The organism is Methylobacterium sp. PvP105 (genome assembly GCF_017876975.1).
In the GTDB taxonomy this organism is placed as follows: Bacteria; Pseudomonadota; Alphaproteobacteria; order Rhizobiales; family Beijerinckiaceae; genus Methylobacterium; species Methylobacterium radiotolerans.
Map to the genome: position 1 here is coordinate 220,793 of NZ_JAGIPA010000005.1, position 21,616 is coordinate 242,408.

At 67.9% G+C, this 21,616-nt stretch carries 21 protein-coding genes and 2 pseudogenes; 5 read left to right on the top strand and 18 right to left on the bottom strand.

All coding sequences use genetic code 11. The annotated features are described in order from the left end of the window. Nucleotides 1–424: 424 nt before the first annotated feature. The gene (locus J3A75_RS34620; protein ID WP_043074941.1) at nt 425–631 is read right to left on the bottom strand and encodes a hypothetical protein; all 207 of its coding nucleotides are present in this window, start codon (nt 629–631) and stop codon (nt 425–427) included. An 839-nt stretch (nt 632–1,470) separates the two neighbouring features. Here J3A75_RS34620 and J3A75_RS34625 point away from each other — a divergent pair. Further along, nucleotides 1,471–1,701 carry a DUF6894 family protein gene (locus tag J3A75_RS34625; RefSeq protein ID WP_043074943.1) on the top strand — a complete coding sequence of 77 codons (231 nt, stop codon included), beginning with the start codon at nt 1,471–1,473 and terminating at the stop codon, nt 1,699–1,701. A 249-nt stretch (nt 1,702–1,950) separates the two neighbouring features. Here the strand turns inward: J3A75_RS34625 and J3A75_RS34630 are convergent, their stop codons facing one another. From J3A75_RS34630 to J3A75_RS34655, 7 genes and pseudogenes are all read right to left on the bottom strand, one after another. Further along, the gene (locus tag J3A75_RS34630) at nt 1,951–2,361 is read right to left on the bottom strand and encodes a response regulator (protein ID WP_116656936.1); all 411 of its coding nucleotides are present in this window, start codon (nt 2,359–2,361) and stop codon (nt 1,951–1,953) included. A gap of 17 nt (nt 2,362–2,378) precedes the next feature. After that, nucleotides 2,379–5,870 carry a CheR family methyltransferase gene (locus tag J3A75_RS34635; RefSeq protein WP_029359769.1) on the bottom strand — a complete coding sequence of 1,164 codons (3,492 nt, stop codon included), beginning with the start codon at nt 5,868–5,870 and terminating at the stop codon, nt 2,379–2,381. Between the two features lie 119 nt (nt 5,871–5,989). Further along, entirely contained in the window at nt 5,990–7,012 is a 1,023-nt protein-coding gene (locus tag J3A75_RS34640; protein WP_209651269.1) for a chemotaxis protein CheB, read from the bottom strand. A gap of 102 nt (nt 7,013–7,114) precedes the next feature. After that, the gene (locus J3A75_RS34645) at nt 7,115–7,831 is read right to left on the bottom strand and encodes an HWE histidine kinase domain-containing protein (protein ID WP_043074946.1); all 717 of its coding nucleotides are present in this window, start codon (nt 7,829–7,831) and stop codon (nt 7,115–7,117) included. A gap of 94 nt (nt 7,832–7,925) precedes the next feature. Further along, a complete protein-coding gene (locus J3A75_RS36855; protein WP_245365022.1) occupies nt 7,926–8,072 on the bottom strand; it encodes a hypothetical protein in 147 nt (48 codons plus the stop codon). Nucleotides 8,073–8,347: 275 nt separating this feature from the next. Beyond that, a pseudogene (locus J3A75_RS37460) lies at nt 8,348–8,626 on the bottom strand (cyclic nucleotide-binding domain-containing protein); the annotation flags it as partial. Nucleotides 8,627–8,748: 122 nt separating this feature from the next. Further along, nucleotides 8,749–9,156 (bottom strand): hypothetical protein, encoded by a 408-nt coding sequence (locus J3A75_RS34655; RefSeq protein WP_209651270.1) that lies wholly within the window; start codon nt 9,154–9,156, stop codon nt 8,749–8,751. A 302-nt stretch (nt 9,157–9,458) separates the two neighbouring features. On the opposite strand from J3A75_RS34655, the gene J3A75_RS37320 reads away from it, so the two are divergent. From J3A75_RS37320 to J3A75_RS34670, 3 genes are all read left to right on the top strand, one after another. Next, nucleotides 9,459–9,956 (top strand): helix-turn-helix domain-containing protein, encoded by a 498-nt coding sequence (locus tag J3A75_RS37320; protein ID WP_209651271.1) that lies wholly within the window; start codon nt 9,459–9,461, stop codon nt 9,954–9,956. Nucleotides 9,957–10,107: 151 nt separating this feature from the next. Next, nucleotides 10,108–10,380: a metal/formaldehyde-sensitive transcriptional repressor gene (locus J3A75_RS34665; protein WP_043074948.1), complete on the top strand. Its 273-nt coding sequence runs from the start codon at nt 10,108–10,110 to the stop codon at nt 10,378–10,380. Nucleotides 10,381–10,392: 12 nt separating this feature from the next. Next, nucleotides 10,393–11,499 (top strand): nickel/cobalt efflux transporter, encoded by a 1,107-nt coding sequence (locus tag J3A75_RS34670; protein WP_076729016.1) that lies wholly within the window; start codon nt 10,393–10,395, stop codon nt 11,497–11,499. Nucleotides 11,500–11,522: 23 nt separating this feature from the next. Here the strand turns inward: J3A75_RS34670 and J3A75_RS34675 are convergent, their stop codons facing one another. Both J3A75_RS34675 and J3A75_RS34680 read right to left on the bottom strand, forming a co-directional pair. Continuing rightward, nucleotides 11,523–11,687: a hypothetical protein gene (locus J3A75_RS34675; RefSeq protein WP_175654105.1), complete on the bottom strand. Its 165-nt coding sequence runs from the start codon at nt 11,685–11,687 to the stop codon at nt 11,523–11,525. 60 nt (nt 11,688–11,747) lie between these two features. Further along, complete coding sequence (locus J3A75_RS34680; RefSeq protein WP_175654106.1) at nt 11,748–11,903, bottom strand: hypothetical protein; 156 nt, start codon at nt 11,901–11,903, stop codon at nt 11,748–11,750. A 220-nt stretch (nt 11,904–12,123) separates the two neighbouring features. Here J3A75_RS34680 and J3A75_RS34685 point away from each other — a divergent pair. Further along, nucleotides 12,124–12,393, top strand: a pseudogene (locus tag J3A75_RS34685) (transposase); the annotation flags it as partial. 694 nt (nt 12,394–13,087) lie between these two features. On the opposite strand, the gene J3A75_RS34690 reads toward J3A75_RS34685, so the two are convergent. The 8 genes from J3A75_RS34690 to J3A75_RS34725 form a co-directional block, all read right to left on the bottom strand. Beyond that, entirely contained in the window at nt 13,088–14,077 is a 990-nt protein-coding gene (locus tag J3A75_RS34690) for a type VI immunity family protein (protein ID WP_209651272.1), read from the bottom strand. 4 nt (nt 14,078–14,081) lie between these two features. Beyond that, nucleotides 14,082–15,464 (bottom strand): DUF4150 domain-containing protein, encoded by a 1,383-nt coding sequence (locus J3A75_RS34695; protein ID WP_209651273.1) that lies wholly within the window; start codon nt 15,462–15,464, stop codon nt 14,082–14,084. After that, nucleotides 15,461–16,537, bottom strand: a complete 1,077-nt coding sequence (locus tag J3A75_RS34700; RefSeq protein WP_209651274.1) for a DUF2169 domain-containing protein — start codon at nt 16,535–16,537, stop codon at nt 15,461–15,463. Before J3A75_RS34700 ends, J3A75_RS34695 begins: the two co-directional genes overlap by 4 nt. A 9-nt stretch (nt 16,538–16,546) precedes the next feature. Continuing rightward, on the bottom strand, nt 16,547–17,815 hold the full coding sequence (locus tag J3A75_RS34705; protein ID WP_209651275.1) for a type VI secretion system Vgr family protein: 1,269 nt from the start codon (nt 17,813–17,815) through the stop codon (nt 16,547–16,549). Nucleotides 17,816–17,830: 15 nt separating this feature from the next. After that, a protein-coding gene (locus J3A75_RS34710) for an IS3 family transposase (protein ID WP_103984744.1) occupies nt 17,831–18,999 on the bottom strand; the annotation gives its coding sequence in 2 pieces (ribosomal slippage) (nt 17,831–18,732 and nt 18,732–18,999; 1,170 coding nt in all). Beyond that, nucleotides 18,942–19,754 (bottom strand): type VI secretion system tip protein TssI/VgrG, encoded by an 813-nt coding sequence (tssI, locus tag J3A75_RS34715; RefSeq protein WP_209651276.1) that lies wholly within the window; start codon nt 19,752–19,754, stop codon nt 18,942–18,944. The genes J3A75_RS34710 and tssI overlap by 58 nt, the downstream gene beginning before the upstream one ends. Before the next feature lie 65 nt (nt 19,755–19,819). After that, nucleotides 19,820–20,182 carry a hypothetical protein gene (locus J3A75_RS34720; protein ID WP_043074954.1) on the bottom strand — a complete coding sequence of 121 codons (363 nt, stop codon included), beginning with the start codon at nt 20,180–20,182 and terminating at the stop codon, nt 19,820–19,822. Between the two features lie 197 nt (nt 20,183–20,379). Continuing rightward, complete coding sequence (locus J3A75_RS34725) at nt 20,380–20,895, bottom strand: Hcp family type VI secretion system effector (protein ID WP_043074955.1); 516 nt, start codon at nt 20,893–20,895, stop codon at nt 20,380–20,382. Between the last annotated feature and the right edge of the window lie 721 nt (nt 20,896–21,616).

Sequence of the window (21,616 nt, forward strand, 5' to 3'; positions counted from 1 at the left end):
CGAATCCCCGGTGAAGGGGCCGGGCGTACAACCGGCCCAGCTTCTGTGGCTCGTGTCGCTCAAGTTCACGAGCGCCCACGGTGGATGGATCGCGATGCCGCCGCCTCGCTCATTCGTGCCCCATGCTTCTCCGCGATTGCGATGATCCGTGGGCCGCGATCCGGTTAAGAAGCTTCAGGTCGGATTTGGGCGCCGACGCGCTGTCGACCGACTCAAATCTCGCAGGCCGCCCAGGGTTGATGTTCCGCTGGCCGCTTCCCTGGGCTCGCCGAGCGGGCGTCGCCGTCCCGGCCTCGCGAGCCCCCTTGCAGAACCCGGGAGCGTCCGCTCGCGGGAGGCTCGGTGAGGCAGGGTGGTGGAAACGGAGAGGTTTCTGCCCGTCCGCTCTCGGGCGGCAATGCTGAGAACCGGGCGAGACGGCGCGTCAGGCGTTTTGATCCGAGTCCGCGGGGGCTCGGATACAAGGCTTCGGGCCGTCTCTCTCGGCGCGCGCGTCCTTGTCGAGCATCGCCTGGACGCTGTCGGGGTGTCCGGGCACCCGCAGCAACCGGGCTAACCCGTCGGCGACACCTCGACGGACCGCGTCCTCCAGCTCGTGGTCGTCTCTGCCGTTCACAACAGTGAAGCTCATCCGACCGGTCCTACGCATTTCTTACCCAGGTTAAACTGACCAACGGTCAGCGGTTCCAACGGCCCCCGCCCGTGGCTTGTGAATGGTCCGGCCGCCCGATCACGCAGGGTGGATTGCCGCCGTGACGGGCCGGTCCTGGACACCTGTGACCACGTCGCCTGCCGTATCGCGGGCTTCGCAATCCGGCATCACGGCCGAGGCGTCGAAGGGCGTCATTCAGCGGCCCCGAACCCGGCCCGCCGGTGCTCTCGTCGTCGCGCGATCGCGGATTGCTGCGGGTCGTACCGAGGTGCCGATCGTGGGCCCGCTCGGGAAGCTGCCCCATTCCGAGGGATGTCCCGGCGCTCCTACCGGAGGCGCCTGGCCAGTCGTTGAGATAGACTCCATATGCTGCTCCGGCGGCGCGAAATACATCGGCGCTGGCTCGTTCCAGCGGGACTCGATCACCGAGCGGCGCCAGACGGAGGAAGCGCGGCGCGGGAGCGAGGAGCGCTTCCGTCAGTTCGCAGGCGCTTCGGCGGACGTTCTGTGGATCCGGGACGCCGAGACGCTGCGTCTCGCGTCCGTCGGTTCCGCTCTCGAGCGGATCGACGGCCTGCCCTCCGGCTACAGGCTACATCAGACGGCGACACGATCCGAAGCCGGCTCAGGCTGGTCCTGCCGAAGGAGCGTCGCGCCCCGACGATCTCCAGCGTTCTGCGGCATCGATCGAGATCGGTACGACTAGTCAGGTTGGGAAGCGTCATCACCGCCTCCAGGCCGCATCAGCACAGACGGGGCGAACCATCCCTTCTAACCTCGGCCAGCTTGGAGAAGAGCATCCGATCAGGGAGGCGTGGGTGCCGCGCTACTTCATTGACACGTTCGACCACGTGGATGCGATCGACGAGGAGGGGACCGTGCTCCCGGACAGGGCGGCACTGCGCTGCCTGCTTCGCACCGCCCTGACGGAAATCCTCCGCGACGAAGGCGAAGAGCGAGGTATCGACGAGTTCGCCGCGAGCGCACGCGACGAGCTTGGGCGGCGCGTGATGTGTGCCCGCATCAGCATCACGATCACCGACCAGTGAGCCTCTCTCCTCCACGGGGAGGGCCGATGGAGACGACACGCGCCCGCTTAGGTGATTTCGCCGGAACCAGCTGGGCGGCCGCGTTGGGCGCGAGCGGTCGTCCGCTTCACCCCATCCCTGTCCTGCTCCAGTTCAGCTATCATCTCCCCTCGCCGGCATGTGCCGAGCAGTTTTGCGGAGATCTCGCGCGCGACAGGCAGGCTGACACGTTCGGAGCGGGCTGTGCCACCGCCAGGAACGCCGCTGCGCTCAGAGGAGCGCCCCTCGGTCCGTGTTGATCTCGTTCGACAAGACGCTCGCGAGGGCGGCCATCCCCACCGGCTTCTCACAGCGTTGAACGTGCGCGTAGCGCGCGGGAATAGCGGTGCCTTCATAGCCCGTGGCGAAGACGAACGGCACGCCGCGGGTCTCCAGAGCGTCCGCGACGGGGAAGACCATCACGTCGCGCAGATTGATGTCGAGGACAGCCACGTCGATCTTGGAACTCGCCGCGATCAGCGCCAAGGCTCTATCGACCGTTGCCACGGGACCGAGCACCTCTGCGCCGGTCCTCGACAGCATCCGCCGCATCGCGTCGGCGATGAAGTAGTCGTCCTCGACCAAGAGCACCTTGTGGCCTGACAGAGCGTCCAGATCATCGCTCGGTGTGCCCATCGTCATCCATGCCTCTGGAAGCCTCAGGCCAATGGAAGCTCGATCAGACAACGTACCTCAGCCTCACCGAGTTCATAGCGCGTCGTGGCATCGAGCGCGTACGGAAGCGCGTTCTCGATCAGCTCCCGGCCGTAGCCGTTCTTCGGCGCACCGCTCCCTGTCCCGTGTCGGCGGTCAATGCCGGTCTCGACCCATTCGAGCACGAGCCGCGGCATCTGCCCGTCGCTTTCGCGGATCCGCCACCTCACGCTGAGCTGGCCATGTGCGTTGGAGAACGCGCCGTACTTGCGCGCGTTGGTGGCCAGTTCGTGCAGGGCCAGCGCGAAGGTCTGCACCGCCCCCTTGCGGACGCGAACGTCGGGTCCGTCGAGCACGATCCGCTCCTGCAGGTTCGCGGCGGCGAGCGCGTCGAGTTCGCTCCGGATCAGTGCCGATAGCGTGATCGGCTCCTCGCCGGCGCGCGAGAGCAGTCCCTGAACGCGCGAGAGGGCGGCCAACCGCTCGTTGAACGCCGAATCGAACGCCTCTAGCGTGTCACTCGCCGCGACGGTCTGCTGCGCGATCGACTGCACCACGCCGAGCAGGTTCCGGGTGCGATGCTGCAGCTCGGCGACCATGACGTGCTGCTGCTCCTGCATTCGGCGCAGATCGTCGATGTCGGTCGACGTGCCGAGCCACTCGACCACCTCCCCGCGCTCGCCGCGGACCGGCATCGCGCGCGTCTGGAACCACCGGTAGCTGCCATCGCCGGCGTTGCGCAGACGACCTTCCATCTGCAGGACGCCGGTTCGCGTGGCATCGCGCCAAGCCTCGATAGCTGGACCACGGTCGTCCTGGTGCAGGGCGTCGAGCCAGCCGTGATTCCGGCTCTGCGCTTCCGTCTGTCCGGTATAGGCGGACCATTGCGGGCTCGCCCAAGTCCACTTTCCATCCTCTGCCGCCCGCCAGACCAGCTGCGGGATACCCTCGATCAGGGCGAGGAGCCGCCGCTCGCTCGCGCGCTGACGCTCCTCGGCCCGCTTGCGCTCGGTGATGTCGACGAAGGTGATCACGACACCGGCGATGAAGTTGTCGACGCTGCGGTAGGGCAGGACCCGGACGAGGTACTGCGCGCCCGTTGTCGAGTTGGTGATCTCGCGCTCGACCACGCTCAAGGTGCGAAGAACGCGTCGGGCATCGTCCTGCAACTCCTCATAGGCGATGCGCGACTTGATATGGCCGATCGGGCGGCCAGCGTCCGTCTCGATGAGATGGAAGATCTCGGTGACGGCGGGCGTGTGCTTGGTCACCCGCAACTCGTTGTCGAGGAAGATCGTCGCGATCTGCGTGCTCTCGAGAAAATTCTTCAGATCGCTGTTGGCTCGACCCAGCTCCTGAACCCGATGGCCGAGCTCGCCGTTGACCGTGGTCAGTTCTTCGTTGACGGATTGCTGCTCTTCCTTCGAGGTTTGCAACTCCTCGTTGGTCGATTGCAGCTCCTCATTGAGTGACTGATACTCCTCGTTCGAGGATTTCAGCTCCTCGTTGGTGCTCTCCAGCTCCTCGATGGTGGCCTGCAGGCGCTCGCGCGTGGCTCCGAGCTCGGCCTCGAGGCGTCGGGTGTGCTCGAACGCGCCTGAGCCACCTGCGGCGCTGTCGCCGCCGGCGACCGCCTTCGGACCGCCCTCCTTGAACAGCACGAAGTAGCCGCGCGCGGCCGGATCGTCGCGCATGGGCTCGACGACGAGGTCGACCGACAGGCTCGCGCCGTTCCGGCCGATCTGCAAGCCATCGATCTGCACCGTCTGAGCGGTCTCATCGGCCTTCGCCAGCGCGGCGCGCAGGTGGAGGCGCAGGTCCGGATGAGCGAGCTGCAGCAGGTTCAGGCTGGCTGTGCCACCGGCGGGCTCGATGTAGCGCCCGCTCCGCCCGGAGAAGTGCAGAACGTTGTACGAGGCGTCGGTGATCACGTAGGCGGGGGCATAGCGTTCCGCCAGCCGCTCCGCGCGCCGCGTCAGCGTCACCCCGTTCGGCCGGACCCGCTCCTCGGCGGTGGCGGACACGCCGATCCGGCGATCCGGCGCCGCGAACGGGAAGTCCGGCAAGATGCGGGAGCCGGTCTCCCGGCGACGGAAGATGCGCGAGCGACCGTCGATGGGCGCGAACAGCTCGGTGTGGCGCGAGACGTTCTCGGAGTTGCCCAGGAACAGGGCGCCCTCGGACTTCAGGGCGAAGTGGAACAGCGGGATGACCCGGCCCTGCAACTCCGCGTCGAGGTAGATGAGCAGGTTGCGGCACGAGATCAGGTCGAGTCGTGAGAACGGCGGGTCCTTGATGATCGAGTGCTGCGAGAAGATGCACATCTCGCGCAGCTCCTTCACGAGGCAGTAGGTGTTGCCCTCCTTCACGAACCAGCGGGCCAACCGCTCGGGCGACAGGGCCTCGCTGATCGTGCTGGCGAAGCGGGCGGCCCGTGCCGAAGCCAGGGCCCGACCGTCGAGATCGGTCGCGAAGATCTGGACCTGGGGAACGACGTCGAGGGTGGCCATGTGCTCGCGCAGCAGGATTGCCAGCGAGTACGCCTCCTCGCCGGTCGAGCAGCCGATCACCCAGACCCGGATCTGATCGTCCCGTTCCTTGTCGGCGAACAGCTTCGGGATCACGTCCCGCTCCAGGATCTCGAACTCCTTCGGGTCACGGAAGAACTGGGTGACGCCGATCAGGAGATCGTTGAAGAGCTCCTGGGCCTCGTCCGGCTGGTTGCGCAGCGCCTCGACGTAGCCCTCGACCGTCACCACCGAGAGAACCTGCATCCGGCGCTGGACCCGGCGCAGGAAGGTTCCCGGCTTGTAGCCGTGGAAGTCGTGACCGGTCCTGTTGCGCAGCACCCCTGCGATCGCCGTGAGCGCCGCCTTGGAGACGGCCGGGGTGGCAACCTCCTCGGCGGCGAGCTGGCGGGCGGCGGACGCCACGCGCTCGATGAGGTCGTCGAGGGACAGGACGGCGTCGGCCAGCGCCGCCGGGGTATCGCTCGAGGTCAGCTCGCCGGCCCTGGACTCGGCGGTCTCCTCGGCGAGCGTGAGGCCGCCCGCCTCCTTGATCGCCTTGAAGCCGAGTGTCCCGTCCCCGGCAGTTCCCGCCAGCGCGACCGCGATGCTGCGGCCGTCCTCGTCGCGGGCGAGTGAGACGAGGAAGCTGTCGATGATGCCCCGGCCGCCGACCTCGTTCGCTGGACGCGTGCGGAAGCGTCCGTTCTGGACGTCCACGACGAGGTCGGCGCCGATCAGGTAGGTGCGTCCGGCCTCGATGAGGGCGTCGTCCCGGACATCCGCCAGTTCGAGCCCGGCCGCCGCCAGGGCGCGCCGGAACCCCTCCTCGTCGAGGGCGTCCCGGTGCTGCAGGGCCACGATCACCGCCACGCCATCCAGTCGCGGCATCCGGGTGAGAATGTGCTGCAGCGATCCGGTGCTCGCGGCCGACGCGCTCAGGGCGAGGTAGGCGGTCGTCCTCGGCGGGCTCACATCGGGTTCGGTCATGCTGGATCGCCGTGATGCGAGGCCCGGTGACAGCGGCGGTCCCGCTGCGAGCAGCGCGTGCGTGAAATGTCGGGCCCGTGTACCACGGCGGGGCCGCAACGTGACCGAGGCTGGATGCCTTACTCCTCCTGCGTGCCCTCGCTTCCGGACGATTCGGGCTCGGGTAGGGACAGCAGGACCGCGCGGCGGATCGTCTCCGCGTAGCCTCGGTACTCGGCGGCGCGCTCGTCGTACATATCCGCCACCGCCGGGCGTCCGGAATTTCGGCCATCCTGCGCCATGCGGGCGACGAGTTCGGCCCGCTCCTCGATGATGCGCAGCGCGACGCGCAGGGCCTCGTCGACGGCGTTCTCCTGCTCTTTGGCGACCACCTCCGCCGTGTAGGCGTGACCCACTTGGCAGCGGAAACGCAGCGGCTTGGCGTCGCGGACTTTGGACAGGACGCCGCTGCAGTGTGGACAGGTGAGCGCCGCGGGATCGGCGATCCGGCGCAGCACATCGCTGTCGATGCGCTCGCCCGCGGCGATGTCGACCTCCAGGCGGATCTCGGGCGGCACCGGCAGCCGCGGTCCGGCCGGCTCCCGCACGAGTTCGGATAGAACGTCGCCGAGGCGGGCGCTCGGAAGGGCGAGGTCGACGCCGGCCGCAGCCATCCCGCTGAGCGGCATCTCGTCGGCGATCGCGTCCGCCGGGTCCTGCACGATCGCGATCCCGCCGCAGCGCTTGATCGCCTCCAGCCCGGCGGCGCCATCGTTGAGTAGTCCGCTGAGCAGCACGCCGATGACCCGCGAGCCGTAGGCCGCGGCGGCGGAGCGGAACAGCGGGTCGATGGATGGGCGGGCCATGTTCTCGCGGGGGCCGCGACCGAGCCTCATCTGGCCGTCGCGCACGATCAGGTGATGATCGGGCACGCCGAGGTAGATGTTGCCGGGCGCGATAGCCATGCCGTCCCGCGCGGCGTGGACCGGCATATGCGCGGCCGCGGCTGTGACCGTCGCGAGCAGGCCGAGGCTGCGGGCCGGGATGTGCACGACGACGAAGACCGCCGCCGGCAGGTCTACCGGTAACGCCCCGAGGATCGCCTTGAGCGGTGCGGTCGCGCCGGAGGAGCCCCCGATGACGATGATGTCGCGGTTCATCATGACCGATCTCGTTGGAGCATCGAGGGCCGTGCTCGGCCCAGTTCGTCCGAGCACCGCGAGCGCGGTGCCGGGGGTGCCGGGGATGAGGTCCTCCGGGTGTTCTCAGTCGCGTCCATCGCCTGCATCCCGCTCGGCCTCCGTGATGACCACGCGTCCGACCTGGTCGGTGAACGGGATGAGCAGGCTGCAGTGCAGGCCATCCAATTCGTAATTGAGGGCCGACCGGGCTTCGAGTTCGTAGGCGAGCACGTCCTCGATCACGGTCGTGCCGAAGCCGCGACGTGTGGGCCGCGCCACCTCTCTCCCGCCCGTCTCGTTCCACATCAGCGCGAGGATCGGCTCCGGCTCACCCGGTCTGATCTGCCATGCCACCGTCACCCGCCCTTGCGGGAGCGCGAGGGATCCGTGTTCGATCCCGTTGCTCGTCAGCTCGTGCAGCGCCATCGCCAGCACCTGCGCTGCTTTAGGCCGAAGTCTTACAGGGGGGCCGGCGATCGTGGCCCGCTCGCCTTCGCGCACGAGATGGACCATGAGCTCGTCCGAGACGAGCGTGTGAAGGCTGGCCTCGCCGAACGCATCCGTGATGGCGTGCACCCGGGCGATGGCGCCCAGGCGTCCGTCCAGGTGGGCGACGTAGGTGTCGATCTCCTCAGCGCTCTCCGCGGACCGATGCATGATCGTACGCAGCATCGCCATGGTGTTGCGCACGCCGTGGCGCAGGCTATCGGGCATACCCGCCTCATCGAGCAGCCGGCGCAGGCGCGCATTGTCGGCGCGCAGGGCGGCGAGCTGGTCCGCCGCGTCATCGGGATCTGTCATGCCGCGCCTCCGTCGATGCCGGGTATCTCTGCCAAGTCAGAACGCGTGCGTGCGGTTCATGCGGGCCTTGGAACAGCAGGCTCAACGTGTGCCGTCAGGTGAAGAGAGGCCGATCGAAATGTGCGGGCCGAGCCGGGGCCACTGGATCGTGGATGGTCAGACGGCGACAGCGCAGGGTAATCGGACCTTGGCCGCGCAGCTCTTGGGGCGTGCGGTTGATGTGCACGCTGGTCTGGCCCATCGCGACCGCGAGATCGCTCCGCGTGATTGGCAACGGACAGCTCGCTGCGTCTGCGAGACCGACCGCCGCCGGCCGCGCCAGCAGCGCACAGAACAAAGCGCGAGGCGCTCGATCACGGTGCGGCAACCGAGGCTGACAGTCCGTTCGCGCTGGACTGCCGCGGCGGCTAGCGCCTCGTGGTGGAAGGCCCGATCAAGCTGCAGGCTGCGGCCAGTCATCGCCTGCAGGGCGGAGCCGGTGTTCTCGCCGAGGAGACCGGGCGTGACCGCCCCGATCGTGTGGTCCATCGGTTCGAGAAGGAACATGTGCGGATCGCAGGCGTCGCCCGGAAGGAGGAGCGACGCATTCTGACGGCGCCCATCGACGAGTTGCCTGTAGCGGCAGGCCCAGCCAGCGAGGATGACGTTGATGCCGCGCGGGTCGTCGCCCTCGTGGATGACGTCCTCGCGCGCGGCGACCACGCGGCCCTGAGCCATCGGCCCGGCTAGCAACTTCAGATCGGTCTCTGAGAGAGGGACGTAGCGCTGCCGCTTGCGGGAGAGCGGGTTTGACATGGCGACGTCTCCGCGACGGGATAGCTGATCGAAACTACGCGGAAACCTCGATGGGCGAGATTTAAGCAGGTTATCTCCTGAAAAGCTTTCTCCCGCCTCCTGCTGAGCGGTAATCGTATGCTTCAGTGCGTGCTGATCATTTTTGGGCGGGATCGGCCTGGATGGGAACCTGAGTCATGGTTCTCTCTCCGGGCAGCCGGTGAGGAGCGGCCCTGCTGAGTCGAAGAGGCCGGCCGGCTGACGACGGCCCGGTTCTGGAAGATTGCCGCCGGCTCTTCGTGACGCTGGTCTAGGCCGGCGGTCGTCCGTCCTGCGTGGATGGCGCCCGCGTCGCAGGTGACGAGGAGGCAGAGAAGCCGGCCCGCGCCGATGATGAGGATCGGAGAGATGGCTGACTTGCTGCCGCGATCCGACGTGATGTGGTGGCGCAAGGGGCTCGAAGATTCGAGCCCGCCGCAGAGCGCGCAGCGCGCCTGCAGATCGGACTTCTCGCGGACGTCGTGGTCGGCCAGCGGCGCCGCATTCGCCACGGAGACGGCACCGTCGACCCTATCGAGGCGCTGCTCGCGCTTGTTCGACGTGACTGCAAGCTCTTCGAGCCGGACCGAATCGCCCTCCGGCCGAGAAAGGGCAGGTTTTCCGGACGCAAGCGCGGGAATGGCAACAGACCCGGACGCGCCTGCACTATTTAAGATCCTCTCTAGGCTACGGCCTGGCCAAAAAATCTACGTCGCGCGCCATCGTAGTTCCAGAGGATCGCGGCTGCCGGTCTCGGGGCCGGCATCGAGGCCGTCGGCACAAGATCGAAGCTTGCGGAGGATGGGCCGGAGGGGTGTCGGATCCACCCAGCGCCGCGGCGGCCCCAGCTCCGCCCCGGTCCTGGCAGGACGCGGTGGCGGAGGGGCTGGCCCGGCCGGGCTGGCTGGAGGTGGCGCGGATCGAGCCGGTTGCCGCCGAGATCACGGTCGGTCTGGCCGGCCCCGCGCTGCTCTACGCCTGTTGCGGCCCCGCCTCGGGCGAGGACCTGATCCGGGCCGGTGATGCGCGCCTGTCGGGCCTCGAACGCGACTTCAGGAATGGCTGGACGATCGAGCGCTTGGCGCGGGAGGTCGGCATCGACGAGAAGCCGCTCGAATACGGGTTCCGCGACCGCGCCGGGCAGCCGGTCCACGCCCATCTCGCGGCGCTCCTTCTCGACGCGGCGGCCCGGCTCCTCCGGCAGGGCGTCAGCGCGGCCGTGTCGGTCGGGTTCGGAACCCTCAGCGATTCCATCAACGTTTTCCGCGAGAACAAGGGGCTCAGCCCCTCCCGCTTCACCCGCCTGCGCTGAGCCCGCCGGCAGCGCCCCGAGCGGAGGCGCGGTTTCCATCGTCCACAGACGCAGGGGGCCGCCGTGTACGAGGCCGGCCTCAGGCCTTGCCCGCCCCAGTCTGTCTCCGCTTGCATAGGGTACCCCCCTATCTTATAGGGATGGCCCTACCATGTCGCACACGATCAAGGACAAGACGAAGCTGCTCGGCCGGGTCCGGCGCCTCAAGGGGCAGATGGAGGCCGTGGAGCGGGCCTTGGAGGCCGAGCGCGGTTGCGCCGAGGTGCTGATGCTCGTGGCCTCCGTGCGCGGCGCCATCAACGGCCTGACCGCCGAGCTGATGGAGGATCACATCCGCCATCACGTCGTGGATCCCCCGACCGAGGCCGAGCGCGCCCAGGGCGCGACGGAGCTGATCGAGTTGGTCCGCACCTATCTCAAGTGAGAGGAGCCGTCCGTGCCCAGCCTTCCCGATCTCCTCCAGCAGGGCACCGGGCATGTCTGGCTGTTCGTGCCGACGGCGATCCTGCTCGGCGCGCTGCACGGGCTCGAACCCGGCCATTCCAAGACGCTGATGGCCGCCTTCATCGTCGCCATCCGGGGCACGGTGCGGCAGGCGGTGCTCCTCGGCCTGTGCGCCGCGCTCTCGCACACGGCGGTGGTCTGGGCGATCGCCCTGATCGGCCAGCGTTTCGGGCAGGCCTGGATGGGCGAGGCGGCGGAAGCGCGCCTCCAGCTCATCGCGGGGGCGCTCATCCTGGCGATCGGCGCCTGGACGGCCTGGCAGATCCGGCGGGACCAACACGACCACGATCACGCGCCTCATCACCACGAGGCCGAGTCCCGGCGGATCGCCACGGCGGCGGGGGCGCTGACCCTGACGATCTTCGAAGAGGGCGTGCCGCCGCGCTGGCGCATCGCGGCCACGGACAAGTCGCTGCCCGACGCGCAGGCGCTGCACCTGACCACGATCCGGCCCGACGGCGGGCATCAGGATTTCGCCTTCGTGGCGCGCGACGGGTACCTCGAGAGCCGCGACATTATCCCGGAGCCGCACGCCTTCACGGTCCGCCTGGGCCTCGGCGCGGAGACGTACGACCTCGCCTTCGCGGAGCACGACCACGATCATTCCGGCGCGCTCGACCTCGGCGAGGCGGACGACGCCCATGCCCGCGCCCACGCGGCCGACATCCAGCGCCGCTTCGCCGGGCGCAGCGTGACCACGGGCCAGATCATGCTGTTCGGCCTCACGGGCGGACTGATTCCCTGTCCGGCGGCGATCACCGTGCTGCTGCTGTGCATGCAGCTGAAGCAGCTCAGCCTCGGCTTCGCCCTGGTGCTGTGCTTCGGGATCGGCCTCGCCCTGACCCTGGTCGCCGCAGGTGTCGTGGCGGCGCTCGGCCTGCGGCACGCGGCCGGGCGCTGGCCGGGCCTCTCGGCGGTCGCGGCGCGGGCACCCTACGCCTCGGCCGGCCTGATCGTGCTGGTGGGGCTCTACACCGGCTATCTCGGCTGGCAGGGGCTCCACGACGTGCGCGGGCCGGTCGCCGCCGTGACGCCGTAGACGGCCGAGGACCGGGGCCCGCCTCAGGAGCAGGACCAGCGCGAGGCTGAGGGCGAGGTCGGCGCCCAACGCCGGGACCCGTCGGCATAGGCCATCACCGGCGCCTCGCGGCTCACCTGCGCGGCGAGGGCCGCGACGGCGCGCTCCCGGGTCAGGGCGGGGGCGTCGCGCCGCTCGTCGCCTCGCATCTCACGAGGCGCATCGGACCCGGCACTGTCCCGAACCGCGTGAACGGGAACGCTCCGGCTTCACCTCCGCCGGCTGCCCTCCCGCACGAACCCCGCCGCCCGGCGCGGCAGGGCGGCCTCCAGCGCCACCGCCGCGTCGTCCGGCCCCACCGTCAGCAGGGGCTCGGCCGCGTAGGGGAGGGGGGCCCACCGCCCCCGCCCTTCTGTCGTGATCACCCGTCTATATCCGGGAAGGTCGGGATGCGTGCCGTGACGCCTGATGCAGCGGGGTGCGGCTCGGGTCGATCGTCAAGGTAGTACGCGTCTCCGTCTGGCTGGCCGTATGGCCGGTGTCACCGCTCGAGGCCGGGCTGAAGCCGGCGATCCGCGGAGGTGAGCTGGATTGGACTTGCCTCGAGAAAGTGGAGAGCTCTTGTCCTGAAGGAGGAGGGTTCCGATGGCAGACCGGAAGCAGGCCTTTACTTCCGCGTTTCGGGCTGAGGCGGTGCGACTGGCCCGGACGGGTGGACGGTCCTGCCGGGAGGTGGCCGCCGATCTGGGCGTCGGGCTCTCGACGCTGCGCAACTGGATCGACGGTCGGCGGGAGCGGGAGATGGACCACCCGCCGGCCGATCAGCAGGAGGACATGGCCGCCGAGCTCAAGCGCCTGCGCCGTGAGAACGAGGTCCTGCGCCAGGAGCGAGAGATCCTGAAGCGGGCTACAGCTTTACGCTGAAAGGCGAGTTGGTCTTGCGCGCCGAGATCCGACCCTCGCTCATGCCGCACGCCCCCGCGCCTGACCCTGATCCGTATGGAAGCCGCGTCCGGACCCGCGCCCGGCACGCCCGTTCCCGGTCGGCGCAGGATCGTGGCGGTCGCGTACCGGTCCGGCTCGAACCGCACCCGCCAGCTCAGGAACACCCGCGCCTCGGCCCAAAGCGGCGCCGCCACGTCCGGCGACACCGTGTCCAGCACCATCGGCCGGACCTTGACCGCACCCCCGGGCTCGGCGAACGCCACCGCCAGCGCCTCGCCCGGGAAGTCGAGATGCACCGGTCGCGCGTCCCCGGTCAGCCCAGCGAGCTGGATGTGCTTGTCGCCGACGAGGTGGCCGGGGCAGATGCAGCCGCAGCCCCCCTACGGGATCAGCCCGGGGACGTGCGACCGCCGCCCCGCCCCGGGCCGCGACCGCGGCAACCTCCGCCTCGGCAGCCGCGACCTCGACCTCGGCGGCGGCCAGCTGCCGCGCATAGGCGCCCGTATCCAGCAGGGCCAGTTGCGAGCCCGGCTTCCAGAACTGAGCCTGCGGATCGGGCGCATCCGACATCACCGGTCCGGACTGCGTCGAGGCCGGCGTGGGCGCCATCCAGCTCTGGCGCGACTGCGGCGTCGGCGAGGCCTCGTCCGGCTCCTTGCAGACGTCAATCGAAGCGGCGAATCCACTTAAGCGTTTCGGCCAAGCGACCTCCGCGGCCAGTGTTCAATTCGGGGGGCAATTTGATGATGCTGTATTGATATCCCTCGAAGCGGATGGGCTTGATGATGCGCGCGATGGTGCGGTAGCCCTCGGGGATGCCGCCGTTGGCAGCGTCGCCGAGGGTGGGCAACGGACTGGCCCGGACGAGCACACCCTGGCCGCAGGGGATCAGCTGCATGCCCGAGGTCAGCCGGGCCTCGATCGCCTCCCGACCGCCCAGCGCGGCCACGTTGTCCGCGCCGAGCACCGTCAGCCAATTCGACGAGCGCGGCCGCTTGTAGCCCTCGTCCTTCCAGCTTTCGGAGAAGTAGTCGCCCATAGCGTCGTATTCGAGGCCGGGATATTGAGTCAGCCATGGATAGTAGTAGGCATCCTCTACTGTCTCGGCGCCCGGGATGGAGAGCGCCCCCAGACCGCCGGATCCATGCGACACCTGCAGTCGCCCGGCCCAGCGCCTGATTAGATCGACGAACCGATCCGGATCCGCACACAGGTAGCTGGGCGCGAAGTAGGCCTTTACACCGGATAACCGGCGACGAATATTGTTCTTGCTAAATCCGAAGGCTATGAACATCCAAAGGGACGGGTCGTCTCTCTCTTCGGCGTGGCTTTCGGTCATAAAGTGATACAGATTCTCATGGTCACCAATCTTGTCGATGTCTTGGTACTCCTTAGGAATGCTCGACCGATCCCATTTGCGTAGAAAAGTGTCGTTGGGAAGCTGATAATGATCGATCTTATTTTCTGGTATAGCGATATATTCATCCAGGCATTGCCGCACTGCCGCTCGCCTAGCCTGCTCCCAGCCGCGCTCGAAATACAGTGACACCAACACGCCAACCCGCGATCGGATCTTTTGACGCCTGTCATCGCGCAGGATCCCCCTCTCTTCGATGTCTTTGGGATCCGATCTAAGATCGCTCGGCATGATCATCGGGCTAGTCCTTGCATCTCTGAGATCCCGCTTCCGAGGCTCTGCCACTTTCGGAACTACAATCGCAATCTTTATCGATGTCCAGATTGATCAGATCGTTATCCGGATCCAACCCTTGATCTGCTGCTATGTCCCTGTAAAGGCCTCTTCTTTGCATTTCCGTCAAAGTCTTATCGGTAAATTTCAGCTCAAACATTTTCCAAGGCTTCCCGTACTTCCACCACGAGATGTCCGGCCGGGGTGCGCCTGTGATCGGGATCTGGCTCGACGGCATATCCGTGTCTGTCTTGCTCATCACTGGGCGATAGATCCCATGCTCATCCTGCTTGTAACTCACTTCCGGACGTGGCCCGTCGGCCGCAGGCGCCCTCGGACGGCGAGGTGATTTGTCCGGATACTTCGGGCCGTTCGGGTCGTAGTATCGCTCACGCAGCTTCCTCGACACGCAGGCCGTGTACGTATGATGGTCGCCCTTGTCCTTCTGGCATGCGCAGGCGACCTCGCAGATCTCGTCGCAGGCGCTCTTCGTCGAACCGGACACATTGACGTTGGCCTCCGTCCGTCCAACCGTCGCTCCCCTCCGCTCCTTTGCCTGCAGCGCCTTAAGCTTGGCTTGGGCCTCTGCTAATCTCTGCCGGGCGCGGTAGAGCTGGTACCCCCCGTAGACCACCGTCCCGCCGATGATGACCGCAGCAAGGCCCCATTCCACCGGACCGAACTCGGCCCCGGCGGCGCCCGCCTCCGCCTCCGAGCTAACCGCCGCCCCGCCCCGGGCCGCGACCGCGGCGACCTCCGCCTCGGCAGCCGCGACCTCCGCCTCCGCGGCGGCCAGCTGCCGCGCGTAGGCGCCCGTATCCAGCAGGGCCAGTTGCGAGCCCGGCTTCCAGAACTGAGCCTGCGGATCGGACGCATCCGACATCACCGGTCCGGACCGGGCCGAGGCCGGCGTGGGCGCCATCCAGCTCTGGCGCGACTGCGGCGTCGGCGAGGCCTCGTCCGGCCCCTTCACGTACATCAGCCGGCCCTGTGTGTTCCGGGTGTTCATCCACCACGTGTCGGCATGCCGGACCAGCGGCTTGCCCTGCGCGCGAACCGTGGCCGAGTGGTCGAGCGGCTCGCAGATGCCGTTATGCGTGCCCGATTTCACCCCGCCGCCCGTGCCCGCCTCGTCGCCGTGGCACGTGGTGATCAGCGAGCCCAGGTTGTGAGTCCGCTGCGCCGTGAAGCGGACGGTCGGCGTCGTGTTGGCCTCGTCCGACTGCCGGGCCCAGATCGTGTAGGGCACCGGCACCATCATGTTGCCCATCGGCGTCAAGCACACGTCCGGATGGATCGACACGAGCAGACCCTCCGCCGTCGCCCGGCTGCCCTCGCGCGGGATGCTCATGCCGCCTCCTCGAGACCGAATTCACCAGAGGCCGGCAAGCCGCCCGCACCGCGTGAATCGGCGTGGATGAGATCGACCTTCTGGAAGCGCGGGCAGATCTCGATCCAGACGCGGAACGTCACGTCGACCGTCCATGGTGGCTCGGTGCGCATATCGATATGCAGACCGTCCCGGTTCATCCGCGCGGTCACCTCCCGCCCATCGACCCATTGGAAGCGGGCAAGGGGCTCCTCATCGGGCAATCGGAAATCAACCTGTCGATGGTCGCGCGCCAGATTGACCGCGGAAATTCGCAGGCCGGCCGGAAGATATTTACGGAAAATCAGTCTTGGATGAGCGACTTGGTAGAATTGATACCTGAAGTCGCGTGGCAGGCGCGGATGATCGCGTCGTAACCACCCGTCGTCGAACGTTCCAGCATATTGGAGCCGTTGCTGCCAAGACGGTGGAATCGGACCGAAGCCCACAGGCTCCGGTTGCGCGAACGCGTCGGTGACCGGTGCCTCAGGATCTTCAATGGTCGGCGCCACATAGCGGAAGGCGGGCGACGTGTACGTCCTATGGACGAGCCCTGCTCCGATGGGATTGCGAAGATCGCAATTCCAAGCCGGATCGCCGATGACCCGTCCGCCGCTGGCTTGGCGATAATCGATGGCAATACTATTACACGACTTCGGGGCACTCAGAACAAATCCATCCGTCTTTCCCGCCGAGACGGCCATCCATTCCCGGGGACCGGTGACGCGGTAGACAGTTGGCTGATCGCCGACACGCAATCCAATCATCCACGCAGCCGCCTCCTTCCCCTCCGGAGCATGCGCTTGGCCGATGAGGGTTACGTCGGCGAACGGCCGGAACGGAACCAAGTCGCTCACTCGGAGGAGCGGTGAGTTTGCCGGCGCGTGCTCGTACGTGTCGGAAAGGACGAGCGCGTCGGTGTTGTCTCGTGTCAGACGACCGCCCGGAGTAAGTTTATAGCGGACCCGTGCGGCAACGACGGCCATCCTCTGGCCGTCGCGATGGACTTGTTCGAAGCCTATGGCCGAAAAGGGGCTCTCGTTCGTTCCGATCATGGGCCACCGTCAATTCAGATCGATGGTCTTGCCGTTCATCTGGATCGGCCCGGACGCAGAGTGTGTGTGCGTCTCACCCTGAAGGGTGATGTTCCCCTCCTTGTCCATGACGAACCGTGATTTTCCGACGACGATTTCAAGCTCCTCCCCGACTTCGAGCCTGTATTTCTTTCCAATCTTTTCGACCTTCAGCGCGCCGACAATGACGTTTTGATTGGCGCCGACGACGGTGTTCTTCATCATCCCGACCTCCTCCGACGAGGTCAGGCCGACCGTGCGGTTCATGTTCAGGCCGACCGCGAGCTGCTTGTTCTGCGCGATCGTCTCGACGTGGTTGCCGCCGACATCGATCGCCTTGTCGTGGCCGATGCTCTCCGACTGGTCGTGGTCCACCCGCTTGCGCCGGTCGTGGCGCACCTTCACCCGCATGTCCCTCTGCGCGTGGACGAACACCTCCTCCCGGCCCTGCTCGTCCTCGAACCGCAGCTCGTTGAACCCCTCGCCCTTGTGCGTCTTCGACCGGATCGTCATCCGCGTCTTGTTGGCCGGCAGCGGGTACGGCACCGGCTCGCGCGCGTTGTAGGCCCGGCCCGTGATGATCGGCTGGTCGGGATCGCCCTCCAGGAAGTCCACGATCACGTGCTGGCCGACCCGCGGCAGCGCCATCTGGCCCCAGCTCGCCCCCGCCCAGCCCTGGCTCACCCGGATCCAGCACGAGGCCGTGTCGTCCGCCCGCCCCGACCGGTCCCAGGGAAAGCGCACCTTCACCCGGCCGAACGCGTCGCAGTGGATCTCCTCGCCCGCCGGACCGGTCACGATCGCCATCTGCGGGCCCTCCACCCGCGGCTTGGCGGGCGCGTCAGGCCGGTACGGCGTGTCGTGCCGGATCACCCGGAACGACGTGGTCAGGTACGCGCCGCCGTCGCCGGCATCGCCCTCCACCGCCCCCGGCTGGCTGCCGGCGTGGCTCGCCGCCACCACCAGGAACCGCCGGTTCAGCGCCGGGTCGGGATGCCCGGTCAGCGCGACCCGGTGCCCCGGCAGCAGCCGCGCGCACCGCCCCGCGCCCTCGCCGTGGCTCGCCTCAGCCCGGAACCCCTCCAGCCGGTAGCGCGTGAACGCCCGACCCACCGCGTCCGCCTTGTAACGCCCGGGGTAGTCGTACATCTCCAGCTTGCGCGTCAGGCCGTTGAGCGCGCTCGCCTGCGCCCGCGCCTCGAAGTCGTGCACGGGGTTGCGGAAGAAGTGGTCGCGCTGGACCACGTCGGAGGGCGCCACTGGACTTGCTCCGGTTTAATGGAGAGCGGTTTGGTGGGTGAAGCCCCTCTCGAACTGGATAGGGCTGGTGTAGCCCAGCGCCGAGTGACGGCGGCGGGGATTGTAGAAGCCATCGATGTAATGGGCCAGCGCGACGGTGGCCTCGGCTCGCGTCTGGAACGCGGTGCGCCAGACCAACTCGCTCTTCAGCGTCTTGAAGAACGTCTCGACCATCGCATTGTCGAAGCAATTTCCCTTGCCAGACATCGAAATCACGATGCCATGTCCTCGTAGTTCTGCCTGATACTCGTTCGAACAATACTGACTGCCGCGGTCGGAATGATGGAGCAAATCTGATCCGGGCTGCCGGACAACGAGGGCTCGTCGCAGCGCGGTCAGCGCGAGTTGCTTGTGAAGGCGGTCGCCCGCCGCCCAGCCGACGACCCGTCGAGAGTACAGGTCGAGGACCACCGCCAGGTACAGCCAACCCTCCCGCGTCCAGATGTAGGAGATGTCGCTTCCCCACTTGCGATCGGGCCCGGCCGCCGTGAAGTCTTGGTCGAGGTGGTTGGGCGCGATCGGGAAGGCGTGGCCGCTGTCCGTCGTGCGCCGGAAGCGCCGCGGCTGGCGAGCCTTGAGCCCGTTCTCCCGCATCAGCCGGGCCACGCGTCTTCGGCCTGCCGCCAAACCCTGCTCACGCAACTCGTGGGTCATGCGTGGGCTGCCGTACGTCTCGTGCGAGAGCGTGAAGGCGGATCGGACATGGGCGAGTAGCACGAGGTCCTCGCGCTGCCGCGTCGAGGCCGGACGGTTCTTCCAAGCGAAATAGCCGCTCGGACTGACATCGAGGACCTTGCACAGGCGCGCGACCGGGAAGTCCTTCTTCGCCGCGTCGACGAGGCGAAACCTCATCGACTTCCCTCCTTGGCGAAAAAAGCCGTGGCCCGCTTCAGGATCTCCCGCTCCTGGCGCAGCACCTCGTTCTCGCGCCGCAGGCGCTTGAGCTCGGCGGCCATGTCCTCCTGCCGATCGGCCGGCGGGTTGTCCATCTCCCGCTCACGCCGGCCGTCGATCCAGTTGCGCAGCGTCGAGAGCCCGACGCCGAGATCGGCGGCCACCTCGCGGCGGGACCGCCCGCTCGTCTGCGCTAATCGCACCGCCTCAGCACGAAACTCGGGGGTAAAGGTCTGCTTCCGGTCTGCCATCGGAACCCTCCTCCTTCAGGAAAAGAGCTCTCCACTTTTGCGGAGCAAGTCCACACCACCTCCCGCCACGTGAACCGGCCGACATGCGGGCCCTTCACCGTGCCGCCGGGCTCGGCGTTGTACTCGATCGCCTCCGCGCCCGGCGCGTCGGGCGCGAGCTTGGTGGCGTCGGTGAGCACCAGGGTGTGGCCGCCCTCCGTATGCTCGAAGTGGTAGGCGATGCCCTCCTCGGCCAGCAGCCGCTCGATGAAGGCGAGGTGGGTCTCCCGGTACTGCACGCAGTACTCGCGCGCGGGGTGCGGCTCGGTCAGCGCGAAGCGGTAGGCGGTGACGCCGGTCTCCTCGAGCACCGCCTCGACGATCTCGGGCACGCGCTTCGCCTGGAAGATCCGGCAATCGGCGGCAAAGCGCAGGCGGTGCAGCGCCGGCATGAGCAGGACGGAGTAGCGCGTGTGGTGCGCGCCGGTGTCGCCGCGCTCGGCCAGGGCGAGCACGCCGTGGACGTGGCGGGGCGGGCCGTAGCGGTCGAGCACGGTGAGCCGCGCCGGCTTGTCGAGGAGCGCGGTCAGGTCCAGCCCCGGGTCGGGCGAGGCCAGGGCGATCTCGGCCTGGAACAGGCTCGAGATCGCCTCCTCCAGGCGGAAGCCCGTGACCGCGAGATCGGCGTCCGGCAGGCCGTCGGCGGTGAACGCGAGGGTGAAGTCGCGCTCGACCGCGCTCAGCGGCTGGGTGATCTCGGCGGGCAGGGCGATCATCGGGATCTCTCGAAGGCGGTGGCGGTCCCGGCCGGCGGGGGCCGGCTCAAGGAAGGGGTGCCGGTTCAGGGGGTGCAGCCGGGGACGTGGAGGACGAAGCGCTGCAGCCAGAAGGCGGCGAGCCCCGCGCCCAGGATCGGGCCGAGCCGGGAGTGCGGGCGACTGAGGCCGACCGGGCCGATCAGGCCGAGCCCCGGGCCGAGCGTGAGCAGGCCCAGGAGAATCGGCATCCCGTCCCGGCCGTCCGGCACGGCGCAGAACGCCAGGGCCGGGTGACCGGGCAGGTCGAGGAACAACCCGGCCGGGTCGGCGGAGAACACCTGGATCGCCCGGGCGGTGACCGCGGCGGTCGGCACCAGCGCGAGGTCGCGGGCGCGGTCGCGCCAGCCCGGCCACCGCCCCGGCAGCCGGGCGGGGGGCCGGACCATCCGGGCCGGGATCGGCCGCGGTGGGGGATCGGCCGCGGCCGGCTCGTCCTGGGCCCCCCGCGTCCGCGCGCGCTTCGTCGCGCGGGACGCGAGGCTGGACCAGGCGGAGCTGTCCGGGCCGTCCGGCGCGTGGGCCGCCCGAGGCGCGCATCGGCTCGCCCTCCGCCGCTCAGGCCGTCCGGCTCAGGCTGTCCGGCTCAGGCCTTGGGCTTGCGCCAGTCGTCGGCGCCCGACGTGCTGGCGACGGTGTGCTCCCACTCGATCCGGCGGTAGGACAGCGACACGGCGACCAGCTGGGTGAAGTCGGCGTTGCGCGCGTCCTGGCAGTGCGGCAGCTGGGCGTCGATGTCGATGATGGTCGCGTCGACCAAGCGGGTGGTGAAGAAGTGCTCCTGCTTGCCGGCCGAGCTGGTGCGGAACCACTTGACCTCGACCTTGGTCAGCATCTCGCCCGAGGTGAGCGCGTTGTAGAGCAGCGGGGTCGCCTTGTTCAGCGGCGCGGTGAACTTGAACGGCAGGTGGACGCGCTGACCCGAGGGCTGGCCGGACTGGGGGTCGCGCGGGATGGTGACGCGGTGGTCGATGGCCTGGACGAGGATCTCGTTCTCGTGGCCTTCCTGCCAGATGTTGCCCACGGAGGCTTCGGTGAAGGCGCCCTGGGTGATGTTGCCCTGGGTCGAGCCCTCGATCGAGATATAGGCGGGTGTCGGCATGGTCTCTCCCGGTGCGGTTGCGGCCGGCCCGGGTCGATCGTGCGATCGTCCGGGCGGGGGTCGGGATGATCCCGCCGTTCTCGGCCCTGCGCGGATAAATATGGCAGAGTTCGTGCCAATCTTATCCTCAGAGATCCGGTTGTGTGCTTGATCGCACAAGCGCCTGGTCTTGCATGGTGATCAGGTATGCTTGGCGTATACGCGTCCTGGCGATCGCCTGGAAGTGGAAAAACTTGGCCAAGGATGGCCGAGGGCTTGGCCAGAACTGGCCGAACTTTTTAAGTGGGGTAAGCTGCTGCGATGGCAGCGGAATTTGATGCGGTTCGAACTGCTCCAGCTTCAGGGAACGGCTAAGCTATTGAGAACGCTCGATCGGGGCGTTCGGCCAGAAATGGCCGAACCGTCCGGACAATCGGTAAGCGCGACAGCCCTGGAGACGGGCGAGGATGCACCGCACAGGTTGTCGGTCGGGTGGAGGGCTTACCGGGTTGGTCGCCTGCCCGGCGAGGGCGCACACGGGCCGGGACGGCCGACGCGCTGCGTTCCGTAACACCGTCCTTATGCGAATTACAGCATCGTAGACAAAAAATTCGTATAATCTGCAAGAGTTATTCCCACAACAAGGGGCTCAGCCGATCTCCGATAACTTAGTTCGCCTCCCCTCCCCCACGCGCGATCCGGCGCTGCTACGGGTGCCGAGTCAGCTACAGTCTGCCATGCC